Below are 13,156 nucleotides of genomic sequence, written 5' to 3'. Positions count from 1 at the left end.
CTTGGCCTATCGTGTTCCGCGAAGTCGGCGGGAGAGTTCGACCTTCAACTGGCCGAACGGGGCGCGGAGCGCATCATCGCGCCCGACGATGACATAATCATTGCCGGGCATCATGTCATCGGCCGCATGGGTGCGCACGGCCTCTTTCAGCCGCCGCCTGACGCGGTTGCGCACGACCGCGTTGCCGACCTTCTTGGTGACGGTGTAGCCGACGCGCGGCGCGCCGCCGTCGCCGCGGTCCAGGACCTCGACGAGGAAAAACCGCCCGCGACGTTTTTCACCACGGCGGACGGCCAGGAATTCCGCGCGTTTCAGAAGCCGCTTGGGATTTTGTCCCACTGGCTTGCCGGTTGCGGGCAACGATCTTGTCTCGCTCAGGCGCTGAGCCGCTTGCGGCCGCGGTTGCGGCGAGCTGCGACGACGCCGCGACCACCCTTGGTGGCCATGCGGGCACGGAAACCGTGCCGGCGTTTGCGGACGAGTTTTGACGGTTGGTAGGTACGCTTCATTTGTTTTAATACCGCGGGGTGCGGCCCTTCTTGATTCTGTCACTCTGTAACAGGAGCTTTGCCGGGCCGGCTTTGGCGCGATCGAAACCGCGCCGGGACGAATGGCCCGAGCGTGAGCGGGCTTATAGAAAGAAGGGTTTTGGAAGTCAATCCGGTGCCGGGCCGGTGCCGGGCCGGTGTCGCCGGGCCCGGGATGCGCACTTTCGGCGGCAATTATATCTCTCCGACCAAGGGGGAAATTGGCAAAAAAGCCGCAATCGCCTAATCTGGGCTGATCAAGCGATTGTGAAGACAGGACCGCATGAGCGAAACCACGCAAGCCGAAGAAGGGACAGGACCAGCGCCAGCCGCCGTCCGCAGCGTACCCTTGTCGCGCGGCCTGTCGACAAAACTGCTGCTGTTGACCATCGTCTTCGTGCTTTTGGCCGAGGTGCTCATCTTCCTGCCCTGGATCGCCAGCTACCGGCTGGCCTGGCTCAAGGAGCGGCTGAGTACCGCCGCGGCCGTATCGATCGTGCTGGTGCAGGGCGAACCGACCTCGCTGTCGCGCACGGCGCAGAACGACGTGCTTATGGCGATCGGCGCCAAGGCGATCGCGGTGCGCGACGGCGGCGTGTCGCGGCTGCTTGTGGTGGCCGATATGCCGCCGCAGGTCGACGAGCACATCGACCTCGCCAGCGTCGGCATGGTCAAGGGCATGACCGGCGCGCTCGACACGCTGTTTTTCGGCGGCAACCGGATGCTGCGCGTCTTCGGGCCGGTCGGCGACAGCGACAAGGAGTTCGAGCTGATCATGCCAGACTACAGCCTGCGCAAGGCGATGCTTATCTATTCGCGCAACGTCGCCTTCGTCTCGCTGCTGATCTCGCTGTTCACGGCCATGCTGGTCTATGCCGCGATCGACCTGATCATGATCGGACCGATCCGCAACATGACGCGCTCCATGCTGTCCTTCTCGCAGGCCCCCGACGACCCCAGCCGGATCATTCATCCCGCCGCCCGCGCCGATGAGATCGGGGTGGCCGAGCGCGAGCTGTCGCAGATGCAGGAGCGGCTGCAGAAGATGCTGACCGAGCAGAAGCACCTGGCCGACCTCGGCCTCGCCGTGTCGAAGATCAACCACGATATGCGCAACATCCTGGCCTCGGCGCAGCTCATTTCGGACCGCCTGCGCCAGGTCAAGGATCCGACCGTGCAGGCCTTCGCGCCGAAGCTCCTGCGTGCGCTCGACCGTGCGGTCTCCTACTCGGAAGGCGTACTTCATTACGGCCGTACGCAGGAGCCGCCGCCTTCGCGCCGGCGCGTGCGGCTGCGCCAGCTGGTCGAGGACGTGCACGGCCTGCTCGACATCGAGGAAGGCATCGAGTTCATCAACGCGGTCGAAAAGGCGTTCGAGGTGGACGCCGATTCCGACCAGTTGTTCCGCGTGCTCACCAATCTGTGCCGCAACGCCGTGCAGGCGATGGCGGCGGACACGGAGAGCGCCGTGGTGCGCCGGCTGGCGGTTTCGGCCGAGCGCATGGGCAGCGTCAGCCGCATCGTCGTGACCGACACCGGTCCCGGCCTGCCGCCGAAGGCGCGCGAGAACCTGTTCGCGGCGTTCCGCGGCTCTGCGCGCAGCGGCGGCACCGGGCTTGGCCTGGCGATCGCGCATGAACTGATCCGCGCGCATGGCGGCACGGTGGAGCTGGTCGAATCGATCGGCGGGCGCACCACCTTCGCCGTCACCATTCCCGACCAGCCGGTGCGGCTCGACCAGGCCCGCAACGGGCTGCGCCGCCCGGCCTGACAGGCTTGGGCGCTGTTTCGCCCGCAAACCGGTCCGGCCCCCTTCGCCCTGAATGCCGCTTCGAACAACCCGATTTCCGGCCGGATCCAGCGGATGACGCATCGACGACAAAACTTTTGCCGGATCGGCTTGCTTTTCGCGAATTCAGTCGCTAGGGAACTGCACACATTCGCGGCCGGTCCTCGAGGATCGGATCGCGGGGTCATGGAAAGCATGACCTGATGCGCGCCCGTAGCTCAGCTGGATAGAGCACCAGACTACGAATCTGGGGGTCAGGAGTTCGAATCTCTTCGGGCGCGCCATTTAATCCTATTGAAATCAATAGACTTCCAGGCGTTTCCAGCGCGACGCCACTGGCTCGATTTTCGGAATTCAGCCGGTTTTGGCAAGACGGCGGCAGCCGGTGCCAAAATCGCACTATGGGCTAAAGTGCCCTACTTGGAACGGCACAGTCTCTGCCAAACATTCGAAATTTGCTGAGTCTCCTGGCGGTGCACCGTGACAGACTCACATTCCGGGGCCGCGCAGGCGTAGTCGGGATTTGAAATCATTATGGTTCTCCTTTCCGATGGTTCAGTGCGCGCCACCTGCATCGACATGGCCCGGGTTGCGCAACAGCAGCGTGGCGAAGAACGCGACGACAAGGGCTGCTCCGAGCAGATAGAACGCGTCGCTGAAAGCCATGATGAAAGCCTGCTTGCGTACCATCTGTCCGATGGCGATGACGGCCTTGTGCATCGCGGCTGCGCGATCGCCGGCGCAATGCGCCAGGAAGTACCGGGTCAGATGCTCGATGCGCGCGCGAGTGCTCTCTTCGAACAGCGACACCGACCGCACCAGCACGTTGGAGTGGAACTGCTCGCGCTTGGTCAGAAAAGTCTGCAGCATGGCGATGCCGACGGCGCCGCCGAGATTGCGGATCATGTTGAACAGTGCGGAGGCGGAGCCGGCGTTCTCCTGCTCGATGCCGGCCGTAGCGACCGCAGCCAGGGGTACCATGACCAGGGCCTGACCGACGGCACGGACGACATTCGGCCAAAAGAACTGCTCCGACGCGTAGGTCGCCGTCATTTCGATGTTCATGAAATTGCTCGCCGCGAACAGCGCAAAGCCGAAGGCGACGATAATGCGCATGTCGAAACGCTTCATCAACTGCGGCACCAGCGGGATCAGCACCAGTTGCGGCAGGCCTGTCCAGGCCAGCACCATGCCGATCTGCTGGGCGTTGTAGCCCTGGATGCGCGCGAGATAGACGGGCAGGATGAACACCGCCCCGTAGAGCGCAATTCCGAGCAGGAAGCTGGCCAGGATGGAGAAACCGAAATTCCAGCGGGCGAACAGTCTGAGGTTAAGCAAGGGCCTTTCGCTTCTCAACTCGATCCACAGGAAAAGCGAGAGGCTGACGAGGGCGATCAAGGACAGCCGCACGATGAACGGCGAGCCGAACCAATCGTCCTTGTTGCCCTCTTCGAGCACGGTCTGCAAGGCGCCGAGCCCGATCGCCATGCTGATGATCCCGGCCCAGTCGCCCTGGCGCAGCAGCGAGAGCTGCATCGGCGCCCTTTCGAGCGACATCCACAGCATGCCCACCATCAGCGCGCCGGGGACCAAGTTGACATAGAAGATGAACTGCCAACCCCAGTTCTCGGTGAGATAGCCACCGATTGTCGGCCCGATGGCTGGTGCGAAGGTCGCCGACAGCGCGAACAGGGCGAATCCGATCGGCTGCTTCGCCTTCGGCAGGAGGGTTATGGTGATGGTGAAGGCGACCGGAATCAGCACGCCGCCGCAAAAGCCCTGCAAAGCACGCAGAACAATCATCTGCTGAAGGTTTTGCGCGAAGGCGCAGGCAACCGAGAAGGCGAGAAACAGGATTGCATTGGCCAGAAGATAGACGCGGATGGAAAAGACCCGCGACAGCCAGCCGGTGAGCGGAATGACGACGATCTCGGCCACCAGGTAGGCGGTCGATATCCAGCCGCCGTCATCGATGCCCGCGCCGATGGCGCCCTGAATGTCGGCTAGCGATGCGTTGACGATCTGGATGTTGAGGACCGCCATGAAGGCGCCGAGCGTCGAGCCAATGACGGCGATCCAGGTCTTGAGCGGGGCGGAAGAGGCATCGGTCGGCGCCAGGCTCGATGCTTTGGCTGCCATCGGCGCAGGCGTGGGGTTGGTGGTGAGGGTTGCGGGCACGGCTGAATTCCTTGTTTGACGAAGCGCGCGTGAGACACTGGCGTGGCGGCCACCATGCGAGGTCTCGGAGAACCTCGCGCAGCCGCTACGAGTTACCAGCCGGCGATGATCCGGCGGCCGCTGTCCGGTTCACCCCGTTCGGCCAGGATGGTTGCCTTCGTGTCGATCGTCGGTTCGGCCGACATGCCGGCGCGCAGCTTGCCGGCGAGCCTGCCGTCGTTGATCGCGATCTTCACCGGGATGCGCTGCACGATCTTGGTGAAATTGCCGGTGGCGTTATCCGGGGGCAGCAGCGCGAACTCGAGACCGCTCGCCGGCGACACACTGTCGACACGGCCCTTGAGTGCCACGCCGGGAAAGCCGTCGACCGCGATCTCGACCGGCTGTCCGCTCTGCACATGGGTAAGCTGTGTCTCCTTGAAATTGGCCACGACATAGACCGCATTCAGCGGCACCACCGCCATGAGCAGCGTGCCGGCCTGCACATACTGGCCGACGCGAAGCGAACGGGCCCCGACGGTGCCGTCGACGGGTGCTGTGATCGTGGTGTAGGAGAGATTGAGTTCCGCCTGACGCAGGGCGGCCTGGCTGCTGTCGCGCTCGGCCTCCGCCTTGCCGCGCTCAGTCGTGAGCACGTCGATTGCTTTGCGGGCAGCAACCAGTGTGGCGCGATCCCGCTGGAGTTGGGCTTCGTTTTCGCCAAGGGAGGCTTCGGCCTGCTGGGCGCGTTGGCTGGTGCCGTAGCCGCTTTTCAGCAAGGTTTTATAGCGATCACCCTCCTGCTGCGCGAATTTGAGCTTCGCCTCGGTTGCGGCGACGTTGGCCTTTTGCTGTTCGACCACCGAATGCTGCAGGCCGATCTGGGCGTCGAGGTTATGCAGCGTCGCTTCGGCTGCTTCGACATTGGCTTGCGCTTGGTCTAGCGCGGTCCTGAAGTCGCGGTCGTCGATGCGGGCCAGAACCTGGCCCGCCTTGACGGGAGTGTTGTCCTCGACCAGCACCTCGGCGATGTGGCCCGAGATCTTCGGCGCGACGGCCGTATAGTCGGCCTTGACATAGGCATCGTCGGTCGATTGCAGATACTGCCCGACCGTCCAATAGTCATAGCCGTAGAGCGCAGCCGAAGTCAGGCTGGCCACCAGACCCAACCCGACAACGGTGCGCTTGATCATCGTCTTGCGGGACCGCGGCGCGGGTTTCACCTCAACCGGGTATTCCAAGGTGGCGGGTTTGACGCTTACGGTCATCGTAATCTCCTCTCACGGTCGGGCCGAGTGGCCGATTGGTGCAAGGACGATGCAACGGCAATCTTGATGTGATAATCGAGGAAAGAACGGAAGGATCATCCATTAAGAGCGGATAATCGAAATGGACAGGCTCACGAGCTTGACGGTGTTTGGCCGCGTTGTGGAATGCGGAGGCTTTTCCGCGGCGGCCCGACGCCTCAACATGTCGACGACGATGGTCAGCAACCACGTCCAGGCGCTGGAGGAAAGGCTCGGCGTTCGGCTTCTCAATCGCACCACCCGCAAGGTGAGCCTGACCGAGATCGGCCAGGCTTACTATCAGCGTTCCTCGCAGATCCTCGCCGATCTGGAGGAGGCGGACCGCGTCGCGGGAGCGCTTCAGGCGACGCCGCAAGGCACACTTCGCCTTCATTCCAGCATGAGCGTCATCCGTTTTCTGGCGCCGATCGTTTCCGAATTCGTCAACCTTTATCCGGCTGTTTCGGTCGATCTCACCGTCGGCGAAAGAATGGTCGACATGGTGGAGGAGGGCTTCGACCTTGACGTGCGTTCGCTGCCGCTTCCCGATTCAAGCCTGATCGTCCGGCGGCTGACCTCATGGCGCAACATCGTCTGCGGTTCGCCCGGCTATTTCGAACGCCATGGAACACCGCGTCGGCCCGATGACCTCGCACGCCACAATTGCATGCGCCATGCGTCATATCCTTTCGGTAACGAGTGGCGTTTCGAGGACCCCGACGGCGAGCCCGTTTCCGTCCGCGTCGATGGCAACTTATTGACCAACAGCCAGGAGACGCTCAGACGCCTTGCTCTCGACGGCCGCGGTCTGTTCATACCGCCGCCCTTCCTCGTGGCCGACGACCTGAGCGCCGGGCGCCTTGTCCGGGTGCTGGAGGAATATTCAGGAGTCGAGTTCGCGATCAACGCGTTCTATCCGCATCGTCACCATGTCTCGGCCAAGGTGAGGACTTTCATCGATCTGTTGGCCGAGCGCTTTGCCGAACACCGCAGGTGGATGGAATTGAAGTACTGAACGACGGTTACACCGTCCGCCGCCGGAAAGTCGGCGGGCTGATGTGCCTTCTGATCTCTGGCCGGCCACATGCCGGCAAGGGCCGGAGCGATTGCCAGCACCGACATGGCAAAACCCTCGATCCGGGAGGGCCAGCGCTGAGGCCGCGCGCCCGCTCATGATCCTATTATCCGCTCTTGGCGGATGATCCTTTCCAATATTCGAAGATTATCATGGGTGGGTCCAAGATGCATCTTCTTGGCGAACGGGCAAGGACCTGTTCTTGAACCAAGTCCAGAACTCAACCTTAGGAGATTTCCATGAAAAAGATCGCTCTTGCCGCCGCCGCGTTCCTGGCCATCACTGACGCCGCACTCGCCGAGAACCCGAAGGTCGGCGGCTCCGACATCAATGCGATTGCCCGGGAACAGCTCGACAGCACCCACACGTCCTCGATCGCGCATAGTGCAGTCTACGAACTGCTCAATGCGGGCTCGAACGCGGCCATCGCGCGGGATCCGGCGGTCGAGCATCGCCGGGACCTTTTCGGCAACCGTTAGACACCGGCTCCGGCCGCCGAACCCCCAAAGCAGCGGGCTCATTCGCCGCCTTCGCCTCGGGGTTCGACCGGTCGCGAAAAAAGGAGAAATGCGATGGACGCAGTCGTCAACGGCGCCGCCGTGGAGCGGGCCGAAACAAGGAGTGCACCGCAGCGGCGTGGAGTCGAGGCTCTACAGATTCTGATGGCGCGCGTGGCGGCGATCTTGGTCTGGGTCGAAGCTGGTATGGAAAGGCGCCGGAGCCGCCGCATGCTGATGGAACTCACGGACTCGCAATTGCAAGACATCGGTCTTTCTCGTGCCGACGTTGTCGGCGAGACTGGAAAGCCGATCATTTCCGCCCTGTTCGAGCCGATGGCCGCTAAATAACCGTGACAGGCATCAAGCACCCGGCGGGAAAAACCGGAAAGCCCTACCTTCATACAGCAGGAGAAAGAACATGCAGTTCATGGTCTTGACACGTCCCTGGCTCCGCAGAGCTTCATTCCCCGCGCGTGCCTGGGAAAAGAACCGTCAGTCTTTGCTCGGCCGCCGCCCAAGCCCGCAGATGGTAGCTGCGCAGCACGAACACGCTTGCAGCGAAGGCGAGCATCCCGGCTGCCACGCCGAGAGCCATTCCGGCGCCGGCTGCCGCTGTGGCGGCTATGCCTGTAAAGACACCTGCGATGGCGCTGCTGATCACGCTCACCATTCCGGCCGTGGTCATGAAATACTGCAACGGCGATAGGCTGAGCCCCTTGTCCACGAGCACCGCCGAGCGATCGTCGTGCGTGGAATGAACGAGGTAGCTTTGCATGGCGGGCGCGACTTCGACGTAGTAGTGCCGGATCCGCGCCATTCCACGGGCGTGCACCATGTCCTCGATGGCGACCTGCACGGCGCGGACGAAGGTGACCAGGCCGATGAAGAAAACGCAAGGCAGCAAGATCAGGCTGAACAGCACGAACGGCGTGCCCATTTTCGTGACCTGCGCCACGAATGACAGAGCGATCGCCGCGCTTGAGACCGATGTGAGGAACAGATTGGCGCGCTGATTCGCCTCCTGAATGGTGGCCGCGCGGGCGGTCTGCAGCACGAAGTGCTCGGTTGTCATGCACTGCAGGACTACCCGCGCGTCGTTGCCTTCTTCCGCCATCCCATCCGTCCTCCGGTCGGCTCGACCACAGCGCCGCCGAAATCGCTCAGGATCGGCAAGCCGCCTTCAGTCGCGCATATGCGGGCCTGGCGGCCTTCCGTAGCCGCCCATGGAGCCACGCCGGCCCGAGAGGCTGGGTCATTCCACGCGCTCGAACACATCCAGGCTGGTCCCGAAGGCGCGCCATGCCCCAACTCTGACCATCCTGGCAGGCGCCCCTTCCGCCGATGCGGTAAGGGTCTGCCCTGCAACGGTATGCCAAAGCATCTCGAGCTTACTTTCCCGCAGAATACCGGTGTAGCTCACGGCCGCAGGCCCGGCCTTGCCCTGTCCCGCAGCCGTGAAGCCGATTACGTCGCCGCAAGCAGCGCCATGGATCGGAAGTTCCTGACCAAAGAAACTGCTGTCTTCCAACGCCGTCCTGAACGTGCCGCGGATGACGCCTTCCGCATCGTCCTCGATGATGACGGTCGAGCCGTATTGGTTTCGCCAAGTCCCGATCCAATCTGGCATGGAGCACTCCACGAGCGGTTCGGGATCAACGTGCAGGGCCCGCACGCGTTCCGAGGCTGCCTGCGCCGCTCGGCGTCGAGGCCAACCTCTGGGCAGCCGTCGCCGGGCCGAGTGCGGCGCTGATGCCGCAACAGCGCCAATTCCGGCGCCCGCGTCAGCTGACGTCGATGACGACCATCAGCCCGCCGCCGCCCTTTTGCTCGACATTGTTGTTCGTCGTGTGGTGCGGAATGTGGCAGTGGATGAGCCATTTGCCGGGTCGCCGCGCCGTCCAGACGACATCATAGCGCTGGCCCGGACCGACATTGATGGTGTCGGCGAGGAAGCGGGCCGAAGGGGGAATGGTCTCGCCGTCGCGCGCGACGACCTCGAATGGTCCGCCATGAATGTGCATCGGATGGATGAAGCCGTTGTTGGTGCCGATGAAGCGAACCTTCAGGGTCTCGCCGACCTTCATGCGGATCGTCTCGGTGGAGGGATAGGCCTTGCCGTTGATGGTGAAGAAGTTCGGCATGCCGCCGTCCATCGGCATCGAGGGATAGGTCAGCCCCTCTCGCACCAGCCATTCCTGCAACTCGATGACGTAGTCATGGTCGGCGGCGACCTCATCGGCGGGGTTGGCGGGATCGATGATCAGGGCGCCATAGAGGCCGAGTGCCTGGGTGCGGTCGGGCTTGGCGTGCGGATGGTAGAAATAGGTGCCGTGCTGGGTGGCCGTGAATTCGTAAGAATAGGTCTGCCCCGGCTCGATCGGGGCCTGCGTGATCTCGGCCGGCCCGTCCATCTGGTTGGGCAGGATCAGGCCATGCCAGTGCACGGTCGTTTCCTCAGGCAGATCGTTTGTCACGTTGACCCTGATGCGGTCACCCTGCCGGATGTGGATGCGCGGGCCGGGAATCTGGCCGTTATAGGCATAGGCATCGACCGCGACGTCCGGCAGGATCTGCCAGCGGATCACCGAGGGCCTCAGCTCGAACACCTTCACGCCGTTCTCCATTCGGAACGGCAGATCCTGGTCGCCCTTGGTGGCGAGGTCGTATAAAGCGGTGACGAGGCGCGGATCGGCCGCCGCCATGTCGCGCATGGCGTCGGCCGGGGTGTCGCGGTCCATGATCATGCCCTGCGGCATGATCACCCCGCCGACGTCGCGGGCCGAAAGCCTGAGGTTCAGCCAGTTCGCCGGAGCGGCCATGCCAACACCAAGCGCAATCAGCGACACCACGCCGAGCGCGGCGATCTGCGGCGTGGTCGCGTCCGACCGCGTCTGATGGCCGCCCTTGCTTTTGTGGGAACCCGTGTCGTGGCCATGCTCGCGATGACCATGGCCACCGGCCTGCCGCATTTGCGTCTGCGCATGCTGCCTTCTGGCAGCGGGCTCCTGGTTGTCTTTCCCGGCCTCCGGCGGGCGCTCGGTCATCAGGCCGTGCTTCAACTCGCGCGCAACCAGCCAGACATTGGCGGGGTAGGCAAGCGCGAAACCGGCGATGACGCCGAGCGACATCACGCCCCAGAACAGCAGCTCGGTCGGCTCCATGGCGCGCATGTCGCGGCCCATCATCAGGAAGCTCATGACCGGCGCCATGCCGGCCATCATGAAGTTCATCGAAATGAACTCGGGCAGGAAGCTCTTGCGCACGTTTTCCCAATAGCTGCCGCCCATCATCGATTTCATGAACAGCGACTGGAAGATGAAAAGGCCGAACGCGAAGCCGGCGAGATATTCGACGATGAGATCGAGCCACATCGGCAGGCCGAGCGTGGCGGTGACGACCGCGGCAAGGATGATGCCCGTCGCATCGCCGGCGACACAGTGGATGGTCGAGCCGACGCCCTGCTTCCAGAGCGGACTGGTGAAGGCTTCATGCTCGCCCGGGCGCGGCTCCTTGTCGGCGAGCACGTAAAGCAGCAGCCCGAGCGGGCCCATATAGAGCGTCACCAGGATGAAGCCCCATTTCATCACCACCGGCTCAGGATTGTTGCGGTACTGGTCAATGCCGACATAGAGCGTCGAGGCCAGGGCGAGCACGAACCAGGCGACCAGAAAATAGTCGATCGGTTGGATAAGCATGGATTCGGCCTCTTTGCGTCGTCAGATAAAACGGCAGGTTGTGCCCTCCTGCGGATGAACGCGGTCGTGGCGGATACGATCCCGTCTGTTCCTCTCATACGCCGACGGCTCGATCCCGCTTGACCTTCCAGCTACTGGAACCTCTAGGGTCGGAGCGAGGTCTTCCGGCGAGGCCTTTCCATCGGGCGCAAGGAGCAAAAAATGCATCGACGCGGTTTTCTGGCGGCAGGCCTGGCGACGGTTCTGGCGAGCCCGCGCGCACTGGCGCAGACGAAGATGGACGACATGTCGATGCCCGGCATGGATATGGGCGGCCATGCCGGCCACGACATGGCCGCGATGAGGCAAGACGCTGTTACCCTGCCCGACGGCCAGGCGTTGCGCGACCTGCCGCTGCTTGCCAACGAAACTGATCGGCCAGGCCTGTTCAAGGCGAGGCTGGCGGCGGAGCCGGCCGTCGCGAGGTTCGCCGAGAGGCTCGACACGCCGATCCTCGCCTATAACTGTGTGAGCCCGGGCCCGCTGATCGAAGCCTTCGAGGGCGACCGCGTGGAGATCACCTTCGCCAACCGCTGCCATTCCAGGTTCCGGCAAAGGGTGAAATGAGAATGGCTGCGACCGCGCCGGCGCGCCCTTTTTTGCAAGACAATCAACCAGCAGGCCGCCAATTGACGAACAGTGTCGCACCGTTGTCTGTTAGCAGGCGACGCCTCCTGGCGCTCACGGGGGAACCTTTCCCGCGCGTGGGGGTTTGGCCGGACGACGCCCGCTGACGGACAAGGTCACGCCGGAGATTCAGGATCATTTCATCCAGCGAAAGAGCCGGATCAGGAAAGCTGTTCGACGGGCGCACGCATCGGATCGCTTCGGCGCTGGAGCAGCTTGGGATCGACTCGAAGCTGAACGAGACAGACGGCGCCGCCGTCGTTCATGAACTGCCGGTCGAGTTCATGGCCAACGTGGCTGGACTGCGTGCAAACGTTAAAGGGACCTACTCGAATGCGGTGCCTCGTCACAGCTATGGCGCTGACCTTTGCCGCGCTCTGCGCCCCCGCACCCGCGCAAGAACAGCAGCACGCAACCTCTGTTGAAACGCAGCAAACCGGCCTGCCGCCCGGCTTTGAGGCGCAATTCCAGCACCGCTATATCGACGCGAACGGTACCCGGCTCCACTATGTCATCGGCGGCGGCGCCACCGGCCCGCTCGTGGTACTGCTGCACGGTTGGCCGCAGACCTGGTATACATGGCGGAATGTGATGCCGTCGCTGGCGAAGGCCGGCTACCGCGTCGTCGCCGTCGACTATCGCGGTGCGGGAGAATCCGACAAGCCACTCGCCGGGTATGACAAAGCGACTATGGCCGCCGATATTCGCGCCCTTGTCCACGGGCTCGGCGCGACCAAGGTCGATCTGGTCGGGCGCGACATCGGCGTGATGGTCGCCTATGCCTACGCCGCGCAGTGGCCGGACGAGGTCGCGAGTTTGGTGATGCTCGACGTGCCGATTCCGGCCACCGCCGCATGGAACGAGGCGAAGCACAAGCCCGATCCGGAGCTTTGGCATTTCGGGCTGTTCCAGCAGCGCGACATCGCCGAAATGTTGGTCGCGGGCCACGAATACCCGTTCATCCGGGATTTCTATCTGAAGCGCGCCTACAGGCACGTCGCCGACGAGGACATAGCGGTCTATGCCAGGGCCTACGCCGCTCCAGGAGGGCTTCGTGCCGGCTTCGAGCTCTATCGCGCCTTTCCCGAAGACGAGCGCCGTTTCGCCGAATTTGAGAAACGCAGACTGCCGATGCCTATCCTGGCGCTTGCCGGCGACAAGAGCAACGGCATGACGGAACTCGCCATGGCGAAGGACCTCGGCATCAACGTGCGCGGCGGTGTCGCACCGGACACCGGGCACTGGCTGCCCGACGAAAACCCGGAGTTCCTCACCAAGGAGCTGGTCGCCTTCTTCAGTCAAATCTATCGCGGAGCGAAATAGTGCGGTGATCATCCGCTTTGGACATTCATCGCCCTGATCGTTCCTGAGACAGTCACTCGTTGCGGCCTCCGCCGCCAGCCATTACTAAACTGAGGCTGACACACGAGCACGAGAAGCAGCCGTGAGCGAGCCGACACA

The 13,156-nt window shown here is 63.3% G+C and carries 13 protein-coding genes and 1 tRNA gene; 7 read left to right on the top strand and 7 right to left on the bottom strand.

The window, feature by feature from the left end; all coding sequences use genetic code 11:
• Positions 1–6: 6 nt before the first annotated feature.
• Together rnpA and rpmH are read right to left on the bottom strand one after the other, a co-directional pair.
• Positions 7–360: a ribonuclease P protein component gene (gene rnpA, locus FJ940_RS03365; protein ID WP_140491500.1), complete on the bottom strand. Its 354-nt coding sequence runs from the start codon at positions 358–360 to the stop codon at positions 7–9.
• Positions 361–374: 14 nt separating this feature from the next.
• A complete protein-coding gene (gene rpmH / locus FJ940_RS03360) occupies positions 375–509 on the bottom strand; it encodes a 50S ribosomal protein L34 (RefSeq protein ID WP_008833937.1) in 135 nt (44 codons plus the stop codon).
• 301 nt (positions 510–810) lie between these two features.
• Between rpmH and FJ940_RS03350 the strand changes: the two genes are divergently transcribed.
• Complete coding sequence (locus FJ940_RS03350) at positions 811–2,298, top strand: HAMP domain-containing sensor histidine kinase (RefSeq protein ID WP_140655256.1); 1,488 nt, start codon at positions 811–813, stop codon at positions 2,296–2,298.
• Positions 2,299–2,523: 225 nt separating this feature from the next.
• Positions 2,524–2,600, top strand: a tRNA-Arg gene (locus tag FJ940_RS03345).
• 271 nt (positions 2,601–2,871) lie between these two features.
• Here the strand turns inward: FJ940_RS03345 and FJ940_RS03340 are convergent.
• The gene (locus FJ940_RS03340; protein WP_140524439.1) at positions 2,872–4,455 is read right to left on the bottom strand and encodes an MDR family MFS transporter; all 1,584 of its coding nucleotides are present in this window, start codon (positions 4,453–4,455) and stop codon (positions 2,872–2,874) included.
• A gap of 131 nt (positions 4,456–4,586) precedes the next feature.
• Entirely contained in the window at positions 4,587–5,741 is a 1,155-nt protein-coding gene (locus FJ940_RS03335; protein ID WP_140524240.1) for an HlyD family secretion protein, read from the bottom strand.
• Positions 5,742–5,862: 121 nt separating this feature from the next.
• On the opposite strand from FJ940_RS03335, the gene FJ940_RS03330 reads away from it, so the two are divergent.
• The 3 genes from FJ940_RS03330 (at position 5,863) to FJ940_RS03320 (ending at position 7,682) form a co-directional block, all read left to right on the top strand.
• On the top strand, positions 5,863–6,774 hold the full coding sequence (locus FJ940_RS03330; protein ID WP_140524242.1) for a LysR family transcriptional regulator: 912 nt from the start codon (positions 5,863–5,865) through the stop codon (positions 6,772–6,774).
• Positions 6,775–7,073: 299 nt separating this feature from the next.
• Complete coding sequence (locus FJ940_RS03325) at positions 7,074–7,313, top strand: hypothetical protein (protein WP_140559078.1); 240 nt, start codon at positions 7,074–7,076, stop codon at positions 7,311–7,313.
• A gap of 93 nt (positions 7,314–7,406) precedes the next feature.
• Positions 7,407–7,682 carry a DUF1127 domain-containing protein gene (locus FJ940_RS03320; protein ID WP_246670962.1) on the top strand — a complete coding sequence of 92 codons (276 nt, stop codon included), beginning with the start codon at positions 7,407–7,409 and terminating at the stop codon, positions 7,680–7,682.
• 112 nt (positions 7,683–7,794) lie between these two features.
• Here FJ940_RS03320 and FJ940_RS03315 read toward each other — a convergent pair whose 3' ends face one another.
• From FJ940_RS03315 to FJ940_RS03305, 3 genes are all read right to left on the bottom strand, one after another.
• Positions 7,795–8,448, bottom strand: a complete 654-nt coding sequence (locus FJ940_RS03315) for a hypothetical protein (RefSeq protein WP_140563681.1) — start codon at positions 8,446–8,448, stop codon at positions 7,795–7,797.
• Positions 8,449–8,586: 138 nt separating this feature from the next.
• The gene (locus tag FJ940_RS03310) at positions 8,587–8,961 is read right to left on the bottom strand and encodes an avidin/streptavidin family protein (protein WP_140514279.1); all 375 of its coding nucleotides are present in this window, start codon (positions 8,959–8,961) and stop codon (positions 8,587–8,589) included.
• A gap of 154 nt (positions 8,962–9,115) precedes the next feature.
• Complete coding sequence (locus tag FJ940_RS03305) at positions 9,116–11,029, bottom strand: DUF4396 domain-containing protein (RefSeq protein WP_140655254.1); 1,914 nt, start codon at positions 11,027–11,029, stop codon at positions 9,116–9,118.
• A 201-nt stretch (positions 11,030–11,230) separates the two neighbouring features.
• Here FJ940_RS03305 and FJ940_RS03300 point away from each other — a divergent pair, with 201 nt between their 5' ends.
• Entirely contained in the window at positions 11,231–11,635 is a 405-nt protein-coding gene (locus FJ940_RS03300; RefSeq protein WP_224680503.1) for a hypothetical protein, read from the top strand.
• 414 nt (positions 11,636–12,049) lie between these two features.
• A complete protein-coding gene (locus tag FJ940_RS03295) occupies positions 12,050–13,018 on the top strand; it encodes an alpha/beta hydrolase (RefSeq protein ID WP_140493441.1) in 969 nt (322 codons plus the stop codon).
• Positions 13,019–13,156 lie beyond the last annotated feature (138 nt).

The organism is Mesorhizobium sp. B2-3-7 (assembly GCF_006442695.1).
Taxonomy (GTDB): Bacteria; Pseudomonadota; Alphaproteobacteria; order Rhizobiales; family Rhizobiaceae; genus Mesorhizobium.
Note: the sequence above shows the minus strand (reverse complement) of the source record. Positions and strands in the feature narration are given on the sequence as shown.

Coding starts and splice junctions, on each gene's coding strand:
- rpmH (WP_008833937.1), bottom strand. CDS start 509: ATGAAGCGTACCTACCAACCGTCAAAACTCGTCCGCAAACGCCGGCAC.
- FJ940_RS03350 (WP_140655256.1), top strand. CDS start 811: ATGAGCGAAACCACGCAAGCCGAAGAAGGGACAGGACCAGCGCCAGCC.
- FJ940_RS03340 (WP_140524439.1), bottom strand. CDS start 4,455: ATGGCAGCCAAAGCATCGAGCCTGGCGCCGACCGATGCCTCTTCCGCC.
- FJ940_RS03335 (WP_140524240.1), bottom strand. CDS start 5,741: ATGACCGTAAGCGTCAAACCCGCCACCTTGGAATACCCGGTTGAGGTG.
- FJ940_RS03330 (WP_140524242.1), top strand. CDS start 5,863: ATGGACAGGCTCACGAGCTTGACGGTGTTTGGCCGCGTTGTGGAATGC.
- FJ940_RS03325 (WP_140559078.1), top strand. CDS start 7,074: ATGAAAAAGATCGCTCTTGCCGCCGCCGCGTTCCTGGCCATCACTGAC.
- FJ940_RS03320 (WP_246670962.1), top strand. CDS start 7,407: ATGGACGCAGTCGTCAACGGCGCCGCCGTGGAGCGGGCCGAAACAAGG.
- FJ940_RS03315 (WP_140563681.1), bottom strand. CDS start 8,448: ATGGCGGAAGAAGGCAACGACGCGCGGGTAGTCCTGCAGTGCATGACA.
- FJ940_RS03310 (WP_140514279.1), bottom strand. CDS start 8,961: ATGCCAGATTGGATCGGGACTTGGCGAAACCAATACGGCTCGACCGTC.
- FJ940_RS03305 (WP_140655254.1), bottom strand. CDS start 11,029: ATGCTTATCCAACCGATCGACTATTTTCTGGTCGCCTGGTTCGTGCTC.
- FJ940_RS03300 (WP_224680503.1), top strand. CDS start 11,231: ATGCATCGACGCGGTTTTCTGGCGGCAGGCCTGGCGACGGTTCTGGCG.
- FJ940_RS03295 (WP_140493441.1), top strand. CDS start 12,050: ATGGCGCTGACCTTTGCCGCGCTCTGCGCCCCCGCACCCGCGCAAGAA.